Below are 14,510 nucleotides of genomic sequence, written 5' to 3'. Positions count from 1 at the left end.
AATATTCTTGTTCCCCATCACACCCTCCGCGCTTCGAAGTCGATGCGGGGATCGACGGCCACATAGGTCACGTCGCCGACGAGGTTCATGATGAGCCCCAGCAGCGTGAAGAAATACAGCGTGCCGAACATCACCGGATAGTCGCGGTTGATCGCCGCCTCGAAACCCAGAAGCCCCAGCCCGTCCAGCGAGAAGATCACCTCGATCAGCAGGGCGCCGGTGAACAGGATGCCGATGAAGGCGCCGGGAAAGCCGGCGATGACGATCAGCATGGCGTTGCGGAAGATGTGGCCGTAGAGCACCCGCCGCTCCGCCAGACCCTTGGCGCGGGCGGTGACGACGTACTGCTTGTTGATCTCCTCCAGGAAGGAGTTCTTGGTCAGCATGGTCAGCCCGGCGAAGCCGCCGATCACCATGGACAGCACCGGCAGCACCATGTGCCACAGGTAATCCAGGATCTGCCGCCACCAGGGCAGGCTGGACCAGTTGTCCGACACCAGCCCCCTCAGCGGGAACAGGTCGAAATAGCGTCCGCCCGCGAAGACCACGATCAGCAGCACCGCGAACAGGAAGCTGGGGATGGCGTAGCCGACGATCACCACGCCGGAGGTCCAGACGTCGAAGGGCTGGCCGTCGCGCACCGCCTTGGCGATGCCCAGCGGGATCGACACCAGATAGACGATCAGCGTCGTCCAGATGCCCAGCGAGATCGACACCGGCATCTTCTCGATCACCAGATCGACGACGCTGCGGTCGCGGAAATAGCTCTTGCCGAAGTCGAACATCAGATAGTTCGACATCATGTGGATGAAGCGCTCGTGCAGCGGCTTGTCGAAGCCGAACTCGCGTTCGAGCTGCTTGATGAATTCCGGGTCCAGCCCCTGGGCGCCGCGGTAGCGGCTGCCGGTGTCGCCGCCCTGGGCCTGCTGCTGCGCGCCGGGGTCGCCGGTCTCGCCGCCGCCGGTGCCGCCGATGCGGGCGGTCGCCTCCACCGCGGTGCCCTGGACGCGGGCGATCATCTGCTCGATGGGGCCGCCGGGGGCGATCTGCACGATCAGGAAGTTGATGACCATGATCCCGAACAGCGTCGGGATGATCAGCAGCAGACGGCGGATGATGTAGGCCAGCATCGCGCGGGTTCGCCTTTCTTAGTCCAACCGTCTCAGGGGGCCGTGCGGCGGGCCGTGCCGGCGAGCGTCGCGTTCTTGTCCGGATCGACCCACCAGGTGTCGGTGAAGGCCAGGCCGTATTTGGGCGCAACCGCCGGATGGGAGAAACGGTTCCAATAGGCCACGCGCCGCACATCGTCGTGCCATTGCGGGATGACGTACCAGCCCCACAGAAGCACGCGGTCCAGCGCGCGGGTCGCCGCGATCAGGCTCTCGCGGTCGGGGGCCTGGATCAGCGTGTCGATCAGCGCGTCCACCACCGGGTCCTTGATGCCCGCCAGATTGCGGCTGCCCGGCTGGTCGGCGCGGGCGGATTGCCAGTAGTCGCGCTGCTCGTTGCCGGGCGACAGCGACTGCCGGATCCGCTGGATGATCATGTCGAAGTCGTAGCGGTCGATGCGGTTCTGGTACTGGGCGCTGTCCACCACGCGGATCGCGGCCTCGATCCCGGCGCGCTCCAGATTGCGGACGAAGGGCTGGACGATGCGGTCCATGTCCGGCTGCACCAGCAGGATCTCGAAACGCATGGGCTCGCCGGTTTTGGCGTTCAGCAGCTTGTTGCCCTTCAACTCCCACCCCGCCTCCTTCAGCAGGGCGAGCGCGGTGCGCAGGTTGGGGCGGATGTTGCCGGACCCGTCGGTCCGCGGCGGCTCGAACGGCTTGGTGAAGACCTCCTCCGGCAGTTTGCCCCGGAAGGGCTCCAGCAATTTCAGCTCCTCCGGGGAGGGCAGGCCGGTGGCCGCCAGTTCGGAGTTGGAGAAGAAGCTCCTGGTGCGCTGGAACAGCCCGTAGGACAGGTTCGCCCGCGTCCATTCGTAATCGAACAGGTAATTCAGGGCCTCGCGCACCTTGCGGTCGGCGAAGACCGGGCGGCGGCTGTTGAAGACGAAGGCCTGCATGCCCTGCGGGTCCTGGTGCTTGATCTCCTCCCGGACGATGTGGCCGTCGCGGACGGCGGGCACGTCGTAGCCGGTGACCCAGTTTTTCGACGAATGCTCCTCCCGGAAGTCGATGGAGCCTGCCTTGAAGGCTTCGAACACCACGTCCAGGTCGCGGTAATAGTCGAAGCGGATGCGGTCGAAGTTGTAGCGCCCGCGGTTGACCGGCAAATCCGCGCCCCACCAGTCCTTCACCCGCTCGAAGACGAGGGAACGGCCGGGCTGCACCTCGACGATCCGGTAGGGGCCGCTGCCGACGATGGGGTCCAGCGTCGTGCTGGCGAAGTCGCGCGTCCCGGAACCGTTTCCTTCGAACACATGCTTCGGCAGCACCGGCAACTGGCCCATGATGACCGGCAGTTCGGGGTTGCCGCCGTCGCGGAAGGTGAAGGTGACGGTGCGCCCGTCCGTCTTCTCCGCCTTCGCGACGTCGGCGTAGTAGGTGCGGTAGAGCGGGTGGCCCTTGTCGCGCAGCGTCTCGAAGCTCCACACCACGTCGTCGGCGGTCACTGGGGCGCCGTCGTGGAAGCGCGCCTGCGGGCGCAGCGCGAAGCGGACCCAGCTCCGGTCCTCGGCGACGGTGATGGTCTCGGCCAGCAGCCCGTACTGGGTCAGAACCTCGTCGTTGCTGCCCTCCGTCAGCGTGTCGAAGGGCAGGGTGGCGCCGCCGGCGACCGATCCGCGCAGGATGAAGGGGTTCAGGCTGTCGAAGCTGCCGTAGGTCGCCAGCTTGATCTCGCCGCCCTTGGGGGCGTCGGGGTTGACGTAGTCGAAATGCCGGAAGTCCGGCCCGTATTTGGGCGTCCCATGGGCCGTGATGGCGTGCCCGGCGGTTTCGCGCGGGTTGGTCTGCGCGTGAGCCAAGGCGAAGGGCTCCGCCAGATACAGGCACATGACGGCGGCCAGGATCGCTTTACCGGTCTTCCTCATGCCCCTCTCGGTCCTTCGTTTCCGGTAAGGTAGGGGCTCCCCTGTGGCACAATCAAGGCGGAGCCTCGGCTTTGGGGGATTACGGCTTCACCCACCATGCGTCGGGGAAGCCGCTGTTGCGGAAACCCAGGTCGTATTTCGGCGCCTTCTCCGGGAAGCCGAGCGTCGTCCGGTAGGCGATCCAGTTGTCCGGGTTGTACCAGTGCGGCACCATGTAGAAGCCCCACAGCAGCACGCGGTCGAGCGCGCGGGTCGCCGCCTGGACCGCGGCCAGTTCCTTCGCCGCCAGCGCCTTTTCGATCATCGCGTCCGCCGCCGGTTCCTTGATGCCGGCGTAGTTGGCCGACCCCTTCACGTCGGCGGCGGCGGAGCCGAAATAGCTGCGCAGCTCCGTCCCCGGCGGGGTGAAGAAGTTGAAGTTCGCCACCACCACGTCGAAGTCGAACTCGTCGGTGCGCGCCTGGAACTGCGCGGTGTCCACCACCCGCAGAACCGCGTCGATGCCCGCCTTGCGCAGCGCCTCCACATAGGGCTGGATCACGCGGGTCAGCGCCCCGGTGCCGTCGAGGAACTCGATGGACAGGACCTCGCCGGTCTTTGCGCTGGTCATCCTGCCGTTCTTCAGTTCCCACCCGGCTTCGCGGAGCAGGCGCATGGCCTCGCGCAGGTTGTTGCGGTTGTTGCCGCTGCCGTCCGTCTTCGGCGGCTCGAAGGCGGTGGTGAAGACCCGCTCCGGTACCTGGCCGCGGAAGGGCTCCAACAGGGCCAGCTCCTCCGGCGTCGGCGGCCCCTTGGCGCCGAAGTCGGAGTTGGGGAAATTGGACGTGGTGCGGCGGTACTGCCCGTACAGGATGTTCTTCTGAATCCATTCGAAGTCGAACAGATAGCCCAGCGCCTCGCGCACCCGCGGGTCGGCGAACTTGGCGCGGCGGGTGTTCAGGCGGAAGCCCTGGGCGCCCAGCGGCAGGTCGCTCTTCACCTCCATGCGCTTGACCCGCCCGTCCTTGGCGGCGGGGAAGTCGTAGCCGGTGGTCCAGCGCTGCGCCCGGTTTTCGGTGCGGAAGTCGTAGGCGCCGGCTTTGAAGGCTTCGAACATCACGTCGTCGTCGCGGTAGTAATCGACCTTCACCGTGTCGAAATTGTAGAAGCCCCGCGCCGTGGGCAGGTCCCGGCCCCACCAGCCGGCCACCCGCTCGAAGGTGATGGAGCGGCCCGGATCGACGGCCTTGATGCGGTAGGGGCCGCTGCCCAGGATCGGTTCCAGCGTGGTCTTGGAAATGTCGCGCCCGTTCGCGGTCCACCAGTGCTTCGGCTGGGGGGCGATGCTGGTCGCGAAGTCGATGATCGGCTTCATCTCCCCCGTGGTCTTCAGGGTGATCTTCAGCCGGCGGTCGTCCAGCGCCTCCACCGCGCCGACGCGGTCCAGGAAGGACTTCAGGAAGGGGTTGCCGTGGGCCTGGACGGAGTCCCAGGCGAACACCACGTCCCCGGCGGTCACCGGCACGCCGTCGTGCCAGCGGGCCTCCTTGCGCAGGTGGAAGACGGCCCAGCTCTTGTCGTCGGGCAGTTCCACGCTTTCGGCCAGCGAACCATAGGCGGCGTCCATCTCCCAACCGGAGCCGACCATCAGCGAGTCGGCGACCAGCCCCAGCGTGCGCGGGGTGACGCCGCGCAGGATGATCGGGTTCAGGCTGTCGAAGCTGCCCTGCGCCGCCAGGGTGATCTGTCCGCCCTTCGGCGCGTCCGGGTTGGCGTGCGGGAAATGGGTGAAGCCCGGCTTGAACTCCGGCTCTCCGAACTGCTTCAGCGCAGGGACGGTGACCGTTTCCGCCTGGGCCGGCGCCGTCAGCGCGATGAGGGCCAGAAAAGCGGTCGTCCGGGCGGCAGCGAGAACTCGGCGCATCGTCGGTCCTGACATGGTTGGCCTGACGTGGTTGGGCGGGTCAGCCTTAGCATGTACGCGCGCCGCGGCGCGTCAAGTCCGCGTACGCAACGGTATCTTACGCCCGTGTGCTGGCGTCCGCCCTTCCGGGGGCGCAAAAAAGGCGGAATTGTGGCAAGCCCGACGAGGTGGTGATCATGTCGATGTTCCGTCGCACGAGCGCGGAGTTTCTCGGCACCTTCTGGCTGGTCTTCGGCGGCTGCGGCAGCGCCGTTCTGTCCGCCGCTTTCCCGGAGGTCGGGATCGGTCTGACCGGCGTCTCCCTGGCCTTCGGGCTGACCGTGCTGACCATGGCCTACTCGGTCGGCCACATCTCCGGCTGCCATCTGAATCCGGCGGTGACGGTGGGGCTGTGGGCCGGCGGGCGGTTCCCGGCCAAGGACATCCTGCCCTACGTCATTGCGCAGCTCGTCGGTGCCTTCCTGGCGGCGGTGGTGCTGTACGTCATCGCCAGCGGCAAGGCCGACTGGTCGCTGGCCGCCAAGGGGCTGGCCGCCAACGGGTACGGGGAACATTCGCCGGGCGCGTACAACCTCACCTCCGGTCTGGTGGCCGAGGTGGTGCTGACCTTCATGTTCCTGGTCGTCATCCTGGGCTCCACCGACCGGCGGGCGCCCGCGGGCTTCGCGCCGCTGGCCATCGGGCTGGCGCTGACGCTGATCCACCTGATCAGCATCCCGGTCACCAACACCTCCGTCAACCCGGCGCGCAGCACGGGGCCGGCGCTGGTGGTCGGCGGCTGGGCGCTGCAACAGCTCTGGGCCTTCTGGGTGGCGCCGCTGGTGGGCGGTTTGCTCGGCGGGCTGGCCTACCGCGCGTTGGCCGAGGAGATGCCGCCGAAGCCGGCCATCACCGGCGAGGCGCGGCCTTCCGCCTGATCCCTTTCCTTCGGGTCCCTCCCGACTCCGCGGACCGTGCCATTCCGGTGCGGTCCGTTTTTTGTGGGGATTTTCACCACAGAGACACGAGAGACACGGAGGGATGGACACGGCGGGCCTCTGTGCCTCCGTGTCTCTGTGGTTCATCCCTGCCCGGTCCTGCCCGCCGAAAAGTCACGGCCTTGTCGCGGGAGCTTCGGGTGCGTCAACGGTTATTCTGGGCATCCGTTGACGCACAGGGAGTACATCATGCGGCAGTTCGACCCCGACTCCAATCCCATGACCGACGAGGATTACGGGATCGTCCTGGGCCTGTTCATCGGAGTTTATTTGGGACTGCTGGCGGTTTCGCTGCTTCCCTGACCGGCTCTCGCCTTCTTCCAGTGGTCCGCCATGCGCTCCATGAGCTGGCGGTAACGGCGGTCGCTTCGCATCACCCGGCGCACCGCCTTGCCGTTGCGCGGGTCGGCCAGCATCCACTGCTCCGCGGCCATCTGGTGCTCCGGATGGATGGACAGCATGTAGATCGCCGCCTGCTCCGGCCCGGTGACCGCCTCCTCCTTCAGCCCTTCCAGGATCGCCCCGACATAGAGCGGCAGGACGTTGCGGAAATCCTCCGGCCCGGTGCCGTCCTGGCCGGGCGCGTCGTTGCCGCCGCCCATCAGGGCTTGGCGCTCCTCCGCCGGCAGGGCGAAGAAGGCGTCGAGGCCCAGCAGCAGGTCGCAGACCGTCTTCTTGCGCACCATCCAGTTCGCCCCGCCCGACACCCGGCCGGCCAGGGAATGCAGGAAGGGACGCAGCTTCTCCGGCGAGGTGTCGAAGACGGAGCGGGCGGGTGCGGCGATGATTGCCATGAGTCTCGTTCCCCTTCCTCAGCCGGCCAGGACGGCCAGCGTCTCGCGGTGGGTGCGGGCGTCGCCCGCGGCGACCACGCGCCCGCTGGAGTTGGCGTCGAGCGGCTGGCCGTCCCAATCGGTCATCAGCCCGCCGGCCCCGGTCACCACCGGCACCAGCGCCGCGAAGTCGTAGAGCTTCAGCCCCGATTCGACCACGAGGTCGTAATAGCCCGCCGCCAGCAGGCCGTAGCTGTAGCAGTCCCCGCCATAGACGGAGACCTTCGCCGTTCCCGCCACCCGGCGGAAGGCGTCGAGGTCCGATCCGGGGAACAGATCGGGCGAGGTGGTGCCGAGCGTCGCCGCGGCCAGCCCCCCGGCGCAGCCGCGCACGCGGGCCGGCTGGCCGTTGAACAGGGTGGGGCGGCCCTCGACGCCGAGCCAGCGGTCGTTGACGATGGGCTGGTCGATGACGCCCAGCACCGGGCGCCCGCGGTGCAGCAGGGCGATCAGCGTGCCGAAGATCGGGCGCCCGGTGATGAAGGACTTGGTGCCGTCGATGGGGTCGATCACCCACACCCATTCGGCGTCCAGGTTCTTCGTCCCGAACTCCTCGCCATAGATGCCGTCGTCGGGGCGTTCCGATTCGATGATGGCGCGGATGGCCCGCTCCGCCTCGCGGTCGGCGACGGTGACGGGGGAGGCGTCGGCCTTGTCGTCCACCGCCACCGGCGTGCGGAAATACCGGCGGATGACCGGGCCGGAGGCGTCGGCCAGACGCTCCGCCAAGGTCACCAGGGGGGTGGGGCAGGGTTCGGTCATGATCGCTCCGCCGGGTCTCGCGTGGTGGGAAGGGCCGCATCCTAATCGGGCGGCGCCCCGCCGCAAACCTTCATTGCGGGGGCCATCATCGAAGGGGGAGGGTTGCATGGGACGCCGCTTCCCTGGCCCGCGGGGTTGTGGCAGCCTCTTCGCCATGCACGACCCCATCCCACCCGACCGCCCGAACGCCTATGCCGGCATCCCGCTCGACCGCGCCGCCGTGCGCCGCAAGGACAAGGACTGGCTGAAGGAAGCCTGGGCCTCGCCGCAGGCGCGCCTGCTGCCCGTGGCGAAATCGCGCAACTTCGTGGCCGGCGACTCCGACACGGCCCAAGCCGTCGGGGTGGATTGCGGTGGCGATTGGGGTGTGGAGCCGGTCTTCCTCGGCCTGCTGGACGGCGTGCCGCACTTCACCGTGGACCTGACCGGGCTGGAGACGCCGGAGGAGCATCCGGCCCTCGCCGGGCTTGGCCGATTCGAGGACCTGCGCGTCGTCGGTCCGCTGATGGAGGCGACGCAGGCGGGGCTGTGCGCCTACGCCCGCGGCATCACCTGGTGGAACGCCCGGCACCGCTTCTGCGGCGTCTGCGGCTCCGCGGCGGCGAGTGCCGAAGGCGGGCATGTGCGCGTCTGCACCAACCCCGACTGCGCCACCCACCATTTTCCGCGCACCGATCCGGCGGTCATCATGCTGGTCCATGACGGGGCCGGGCGCATGGTGCTGGGCCGCAACTCCCGTTTCCCGCCGGGCATGCATTCGGTGCTGGCCGGCTTCGTCGAGCCCGGCGAAAGCCTTGAGGACAGCGTGAAGCGCGAGGTGATGGAGGAGGTGGGGCTGGAGGTGACGGACATCCGCTACCACTCGTCCCAGCCCTGGCCGTTTCCGTCCTCGCTGATGCTGGGCTTCAGCGCGCGGGCGGTGACCCTGGACATCCGGACCGACCAGGAGGAGCTGGAGACGGCGCACTGGTTCGACCGCGAATTCCTGCGCACCGTCACCCCCAGCGAGGAGTTCCGCCTCGCCCGCCCCGACAGCATCGCCCGCCGCCTGATCGACGAGTGGATCGCCGAGGGGGAGGGGTAAGGCGTCGCATCGCGTGCTCCCTCCCTGACCCTCCCCCGCTCTCGGCGGACCGAAGGCCCCCCTGCGCAGCGGGGGAGGGAAGGGGCCCGCGGCGAAGCCGTGGGAAGGGTGGGGGCGAGTGGCGTCCCCTCAATCCTCGCCGAGGCGCTGGCTTTCCTGGCGGCGGAAGGGGTTGGCGGGGTAGACGCCCAGGATCGTCACCTCCCCCGCGCGGGCGAAGAAGGCCAGCTCCTCCAGCGCCAGGCGCAGGGAGCGCTCCTCCGGATGGCCCTCCACATCGGCGTAGAACTGGGTCTGGGTGAAATGCCCGCCCACCATGTAGCTTTCCAGCTTCGTCATGTTGATGCCGTTGGTGGCGAAACCGCCCAGCGCCTTGTAGAGGGCCGCCGGAACGCTGCGCACGCGGAAGACGAAGGTGGTGATGATCGTGCCGCCGCTCCCCTCGGCGGGCAGCGGCGGGATCTTCGGCTCGCGGGCCAGGATCAGGAAGCGGGTGGTGTTGTGCTCCGCGTCCTCGATGCCGCTCTTCAGGATGTCCAGCCCGTAGATATCCGCTGCCAGGGAGGAGGCGATGGCGGCGTGCTGCGGGTCGCCCAGCTTGGCGATCTCGGCGGCGGCGCCCGCGGTGTCGGCGTGGGAGATCGCCGTCAGCCCCAGTTCCCGCGTCATGTTGCGGCACTGGGACAGCGCCTGGATATGGCTGCGCACCGTCTTCAGCCCGTCCAGCGTGGCGCCCTTCGGCGCCAGGAGCTGGTGGTTCACCCGCTGGAAATGCTCGCCGATGATGTGCAGGCCGCCTTCGGGCAGCAGATGGTGGTTGTCGGCCACGCGCCCGGCGATGGAGTTCTCCACCGGGATCATGGCGAGCGCCGCCCGCCCCTCGCGCACCGCGGCGAAGGCGTCCTCGAACGTGGCGCAGGGCAGCGTCGTCATCTCCGGAAAGACCGTCCGGCAGGACAGGTCCGAATAGGCGCCGGGCAGGCCCTGGAAGGCGATCACGTTCGAGGTCGTCATCGGGAGGTCTTCTTTTAAAGGGAGGAGCGCTTGGCCAGGATCGCGCGGGCGCGCTCAAGGTCGGCGGGAGTATCGACGCCGAGCGGAACCGCGTCAACGACGGCGGCGTCGATGCGCATCCCGAAGGCCAGCGCGCGGAGCTGCTCCAGCCGCTCCCGCTGCTCCAGCGCCGAGGGCGGCAGGCGGACGTAGCGTTCCAGCGCGGCGCGGCGGTAGGCGTACAGGCCGATGTGGTGGAACAGCGGCCCGTCGCCCCAGGGGGCGGTGGCGCGGCTGAAATACAGGGCGCGGCCCCGCCGGGCGCCGGGCGGCAGCTCCACGACGGCCTTCACCACGTTGGGGTCGGTGCGCTCCTCCTCCCGCGCGATCTCCACCACCAGGGTGGCGATGTCCACCTGCGGGTCGGACAGCGGGGCGAAGGCGGCGCGCACCACGGCGGGCTCGATGGTCGGCAGGTCGCCCTGCACGTTCACCACCGCGTCGTACCGGCCCTCCGGATCGAGCAGGCTGACCGCCTCGAAGATGCGGTCGGAGCCCGAGGGATGGTCGGGCCGCGTCAGCACGGCGGTGCCGCCCGCGGATTCCACCGCCGCGGCGATCTCCGGCTCGGCGCAGGCGACCACCACCGGGCCGATCTCCGCCTCCATGGCGCGGCGCCACACCTGCACGATCATCGGCGCCCCGCCGATGTCGGCCAGCGGCTTCCCCGGCAGGCGGGTGGAGGCCATGCGGGCGGGAATCACCACGATCGGGTTGGAGGGCGGCGGACTGGCCGTGCCCCGGTTGTCTGCGTTGGCGTCCATGATGGAACGGCCCCCCTGTCGCGTCGGATAAGGTGGCGGGGGTGAACCATGGATCGCCCTTTCCGTCAAGCGGCGTGATGCCAACATTCAAGACGCCCACATTCCTGTGGCAAGGGAGGGGGCCGAAGCGGTGACAAGCCGCCGCGGCCACGCTATCGTGCGGCGGAGAACCAGCCATTCCTGGCGACGGACCCGGGGCACGGCAAATAAGGGGAAAAAGACGTTATGAGCATGGAGTGGAACAAGATTTTCGGCGCCGTGCTGCTGGCGGGTTTGGTCGCCATGCTCGCGGGCTTCGCCGCGGAGGTTCTGGTGCACCCGAAGTCGCTTGAGAAGCCCGCCTATGTGGTGGCCCTGCCGGACGGCGCCGCGCAGGCTCCCAAGGGCGGTGCGGCCCCGTCCGGCCCCGCCGAGATCGCCCCGCTGCTCGCCAAGGCCGACGCCGACGCCGGCAAGGCCGCGGTCAAGGCCTGCGCCGCCTGCCACAGCTTCGACAAGGGCGGCGCCGCCAAGGTCGGTCCGAACCTGTACGGCATCGTCGGCGCCGCGCACGGCCACATGGAAGGCTTCGCCTATTCCGACGCGATCAAGGGCAAGGCGGGTCCCTGGAACTACGACGAGCTGAACCACTTCCTCTACGACCCGAAAGCCTACGCGCCGGGCACCAAGATGAGCTTCGCCGGCGTGAAGAAGGACCAGGAGCGGGCGAACATCATCGCCTATCTGCGCTCCCTGTCCGACAGCCCGGCCCCGCTGCCGCAGTAAGGCGCCCCGGTTCCTTCCGGGAAGACGGAAAAGCCCCGCGTCCCCGCCCGGACGCGGGGCTTTTCCGTTCCGCTTCAAACGGCAAGCCGGCAGATAAGCCTTGCATATGACGGCGCCATCGCCGATATAGAGCGCGGGAGGCTGGCGGCGGACGAGTCCCTCGCCAACCCGGTCAGGTCCGGAAGGAAGCAGCCGTAACGAGTTTCGGCTCGGGTCGTTCGTCCAGCCTCCCACCTTCCCCTTCAAATCCCTCTTCAAATCGTTGTAGCGAATTGAAACGGCGACAGCCCAGCGCCGTGACGCTATTCTGCGCTCCGTCGTGAAGCCGCTTATTGGGCCAGCCGCGTGACCGATACCACCGTTGCCGACACCGCATCATCCGTTTCCGGATCTTCCGGGGGCCTCGCCTACCGGGTCCTGGCGCGGAAATACCGTCCGAAGAGCTTTGCCGAGCTGATCGGGCAGGACGCGCTCGTCCGCACCCTGACCAACGCCATCCATTCGGGCCGCATCGCCCAGGCTTTCATGCTGACCGGCGTGCGCGGCGTGGGCAAGACGACGACCGCCCGCATCATCGCCCGCGCGCTGAACTGCACCGGGCCGGACGGCGCCGGCGGGCCGACCGTGACGCCCTGCGGCGTCTGCGACAACTGCCGCGCCATCGCCGAGGACCGGCACGTCGACGTGATGGAGATGGACGCCGCCAGCCACACCGGCGTGGACGACATCCGCGAGATCATCGACGGCGTGCGCTACGCTCCCGTCTCGGCGCGCTACAAGCTCTACATCATCGACGAGGTCCACATGCTCTCCAAGAGCGCGTTCAACGCGCTTTTGAAGACGCTGGAGGAACCGCCGGCCCATGTGAAGTTCGTCTTCGCCACCACCGAGATCCGCAAGGTGCCGGTGACGGTGCTCTCGCGCTGCCAGCGCTTCGACCTGCGCCGCGTCGACGCCCAGGTGCTGAAGGAGCATTTCACCCGCATCACCGGCCTGGAAGGCGCTGCGATCGAACCGGACGCCGCGGCCCTGATCGCGCGGGCCGCCGACGGGTCGGTGCGCGATGGGCTGTCGCTGCTCGACCAGGCCATCGCGCTGGCCGCCGGCACCGTGACCGCGCAGCAGGTGCGCGACATGCTGGGGCTGGCCGACCGCTCCAAGGTGATCGACCTGTTCGAGGCCGCCGTTTCCGCCAGACCGGCGGAGGCCATGGACCTTCTGTCCGACCTGCACCGCGTCGGCGCCGATCCGGTGGTGATCCTCCAGGACCTTCTGGACCTCGTGCACAATCTGACGCGGCTGAAGGTCGTGCCGGACAGCGCCAACGACCCCGGCCTGCCGGAGGCGGAGCGCACCCGCGGCGCCGCCCTGTCGGCGAAGCTCGGCATGCCGGCGCTGACCCGCGCGTGGCAGTTGCTGCTGAAGGGGCTGGGCGAGGTGCAGGCGGCCCCGGTGCCGCAGCAGGCGCTGGAGATGGTCATCGTGCGGCTGTCCTACGCCGCCGACCTGCCGACTCCGGGCGACCTGATCCGGCAGTTCCAGAATTTGCAGAATGGCGGCGGGCAGGGCGGACAGGGTTCCGGCCCGGCCCCGCGCGGCCCCGGTGGCGGGCCGGTGGCGGTCGCCGCGTCCCCGGTGCGCGCCGTCGCCCAGGCACAGCCAAGCCCGCAGCCCTCTCCCCAGCCCGTGCAGACCGTCGCCGTCGCCGTGGCGGACGAGGAGCGCGTGGCGATGCCGCGCGACTTCCGCACGCTGGTCCAGATCTTCGCGGAGAAGCGCGAGGGCGCGCTCTACGGCCATCTGACCGGCAGCGTCCATCTGGTGCGCCTGGAGCCGGGGCGGCTGGAACTGCGGCTGACGACGCTGGCCCCGGCGACCCTGCCGAATCGCGTCGGCCAGTTGTTGACGGAATGGACCGGCCAGCGCTGGGTCGTCATCGTGTCGGACGCGCCGGGCGAGCCGACGCTGATCCAGCAGGAGCAGGCCGCCCAGAAGCGCGCTTTGGAGGAGGCGGAGGCCCATCCGGTGGTGCGCGCCGTTCTGGACGCCTTCCCCGGCGCGAAGATCACCGACGTGCGCGACCTCAAGGCGGCGGTCGAGGCCGAGCCCCAGGTTGCGGACGACGGCGAGAATCCCGACCTTATGGTCATGCAGCAGGACGACGGGGTTTATTACCCGCTCGACGATGAAGGAGATTTCTGACCCATGAAGAACCTCGGCCAGATGATGAAGCAGGCCCAGCAGATGCAGGCCAAGATGCAGGAGATGCAGGCCCGCCTGGGCGAGGTCGAGATGACCGGCCAGTCGGGCGCCGGCATGGTCAACGTCACCGTGAACGGCAAGGGCGAGATGAAGAAGATCAAGCTCGACAAGTCGATCGTCGATCCGGAGGACATCGAGGTTCTGGAGGACCTGATCATCGCCGCCTTCAACGACGCCAAGGCCAAGGTGGAGCAGCACGTCGCCAATGAGACCCAGAACCTGATGGGCGGGATGAAGCTGCCGCCGGGCATGAAGCTGCCGTTCTAAAGCGTATCAGGCCGGGCCAACCCTGCGGCCCGGCCACCCTTTGAAACCAACGAAGCCGTGCCAGCGAAGCCGTGAATGATCGGACCTGAAATCGAGCGCCTGATCCAGCTCCTGTCCAAGCTGCCGGGGCTGGGGCCGCGGTCGGCGCGGCGGGCGGCGCTGCATCTGATGAAGCGCCGCGACAGCCTGCTGGTGCCGCTGTCCGAATCCATGGCGCTCGCCGCGGAGGCCATCCGCAATTGTTCGGTCTGCGGCAACCTGGACAGCCGCGATCCCTGCTCCGTCTGTTCCGACCACAGCCGCGACCGCTCGACCATCTGCGTGGTGGAGGATGCCGGCGACCTGTGGGCGTTGGAGCGCACGCGCGCCTTCCGCGGCACCTACCATGTGCTGGGCGGCACCCTGTCGGCCTTGCAGGGGGTGGGGCCGGACGACCTGAACATCCCGTCCCTGGTGGAGCGCGCGAAGGACCCGGCGGTGACCGAGGTCATCCTGGCGCTGAACGCCACGGTGGACGGCCAGACCACCGCCCATGTGGTGACCGACCGCCTGTCCGGCAGCGGCGTTTCCATCTCTCGCCTCGCCCATGGCGTGCCGGTGGGTGGGGAACTGGACTATCTGGACGACGGGACGCTGACCGCGGCTCTGAAGGCGCGGCGGCCTTTGTAGCGTGTTTGCATGGGGAGGTCCTTGCCCTTCCCTAAAGCGAACTTCCGTTCGCTTTAGTGGTGCATCCGGCAAGATGAGGGAATTTTAGCGGCGCGAGCGGGTTGAAGGGGAAGTTCCCCTCCAAGGTGGCGTGC

The 14,510-nt window shown here is 68.5% G+C and carries 13 protein-coding genes and 1 other RNA gene; 7 read left to right on the top strand and 7 right to left on the bottom strand.

Annotated elements, in window-relative coordinates; translation table 11 throughout:
• Positions 1-17: 17 nt before the first annotated feature.
• The 3 genes from QSG27_RS12555 to QSG27_RS12545 all read right to left on the bottom strand — a co-directional run bounded on the left by QSG27_RS12555 (position 18) and on the right by QSG27_RS12545 (position 4,940).
• On the bottom strand, positions 18-1,130 hold the full coding sequence (locus QSG27_RS12555) for a microcin C ABC transporter permease YejB (RefSeq protein WP_306706593.1): 1,113 nt from the start codon (positions 1,128-1,130) through the stop codon (positions 18-20).
• 32 nt (positions 1,131-1,162) lie between these two features.
• The gene (locus QSG27_RS12550) at positions 1,163-3,037 is read right to left on the bottom strand and encodes an extracellular solute-binding protein (RefSeq protein ID WP_306706591.1); all 1,875 of its coding nucleotides are present in this window, start codon (positions 3,035-3,037) and stop codon (positions 1,163-1,165) included.
• 79 nt (positions 3,038-3,116) lie between these two features.
• On the bottom strand, positions 3,117-4,940 hold the full coding sequence (locus tag QSG27_RS12545; RefSeq protein ID WP_306706589.1) for an extracellular solute-binding protein: 1,824 nt from the start codon (positions 4,938-4,940) through the stop codon (positions 3,117-3,119).
• 176 nt (positions 4,941-5,116) lie between these two features.
• Here QSG27_RS12545 and aqpZ point away from each other — a divergent pair, with 176 nt between their 5' ends.
• Entirely contained in the window at positions 5,117-5,857 is a 741-nt protein-coding gene (aqpZ, locus tag QSG27_RS12540; RefSeq protein ID WP_306706587.1) for an aquaporin Z, read from the top strand.
• Between the two features lie 326 nt (positions 5,858-6,183).
• Here the strand turns inward: aqpZ and QSG27_RS12535 are convergent, their stop codons facing one another.
• Together QSG27_RS12535 and hisN are read right to left on the bottom strand one after the other, a co-directional pair.
• Positions 6,184-6,711, bottom strand: a complete 528-nt coding sequence (locus QSG27_RS12535) for a hypothetical protein (protein ID WP_306706586.1) — start codon at positions 6,709-6,711, stop codon at positions 6,184-6,186.
• A gap of 18 nt (positions 6,712-6,729) precedes the next feature.
• The gene (hisN, locus tag QSG27_RS12530) at positions 6,730-7,512 is read right to left on the bottom strand and encodes a histidinol-phosphatase (protein WP_306706583.1); all 783 of its coding nucleotides are present in this window, start codon (positions 7,510-7,512) and stop codon (positions 6,730-6,732) included.
• A 154-nt stretch (positions 7,513-7,666) separates the two neighbouring features.
• Here hisN and nudC point away from each other — a divergent pair, with 154 nt between their 5' ends.
• Entirely contained in the window at positions 7,667-8,596 is a 930-nt protein-coding gene (gene nudC / locus QSG27_RS12525; RefSeq protein WP_306706581.1) for an NAD(+) diphosphatase, read from the top strand.
• 129 nt (positions 8,597-8,725) lie between these two features.
• Here nudC and QSG27_RS12520 read toward each other — a convergent pair whose 3' ends face one another.
• Positions 8,726-9,610: a prephenate dehydratase gene (locus tag QSG27_RS12520; protein ID WP_306706579.1), complete on the bottom strand. Its 885-nt coding sequence runs from the start codon at positions 9,608-9,610 to the stop codon at positions 8,726-8,728.
• A gap of 14 nt (positions 9,611-9,624) precedes the next feature.
• Positions 9,625-10,413: a 3-deoxy-manno-octulosonate cytidylyltransferase gene (locus QSG27_RS12515; protein ID WP_306706576.1), complete on the bottom strand. Its 789-nt coding sequence runs from the start codon at positions 10,411-10,413 to the stop codon at positions 9,625-9,627.
• 225 nt (positions 10,414-10,638) lie between these two features.
• Here QSG27_RS12515 and QSG27_RS12510 point away from each other — a divergent pair, with 225 nt between their 5' ends.
• The 5 genes from QSG27_RS12510 to recR all read left to right on the top strand — a co-directional run bounded on the left by QSG27_RS12510 (position 10,639) and on the right by recR (position 14,376).
• Complete coding sequence (locus tag QSG27_RS12510) at positions 10,639-11,178, top strand: c-type cytochrome (protein ID WP_306706575.1); 540 nt, start codon at positions 10,639-10,641, stop codon at positions 11,176-11,178.
• A 136-nt stretch (positions 11,179-11,314) separates the two neighbouring features.
• Positions 11,315-11,412, top strand: an RNA gene (gene ffs, locus QSG27_RS12505) — signal recognition particle sRNA small type.
• A 111-nt stretch (positions 11,413-11,523) separates the two neighbouring features.
• On the top strand, positions 11,524-13,380 hold the full coding sequence (locus QSG27_RS12500; RefSeq protein ID WP_306706574.1) for a DNA polymerase III subunit gamma/tau: 1,857 nt from the start codon (positions 11,524-11,526) through the stop codon (positions 13,378-13,380).
• A 3-nt stretch (positions 13,381-13,383) separates the two neighbouring features.
• Positions 13,384-13,707, top strand: a complete 324-nt coding sequence (locus QSG27_RS12495; protein WP_014239409.1) for a YbaB/EbfC family nucleoid-associated protein — start codon at positions 13,384-13,386, stop codon at positions 13,705-13,707.
• Between the two features lie 75 nt (positions 13,708-13,782).
• Positions 13,783-14,376, top strand: coding sequence for a recombination mediator RecR (gene recR / locus QSG27_RS12490; RefSeq protein ID WP_306706568.1), 594 nt, complete (start codon positions 13,783-13,785; stop codon positions 14,374-14,376).
• Positions 14,377-14,510 lie beyond the last annotated feature (134 nt).

Origin of the sequence: Azospirillum isscasi (genome assembly GCF_030849505.1) — a bacterium.
Lineage (GTDB): Bacteria > Pseudomonadota > Alphaproteobacteria > Azospirillales > Azospirillaceae > Azospirillum > Azospirillum isscasi.
Note: the sequence above shows the minus strand (reverse complement) of the source record. Positions and strands in the feature narration are given on the sequence as shown.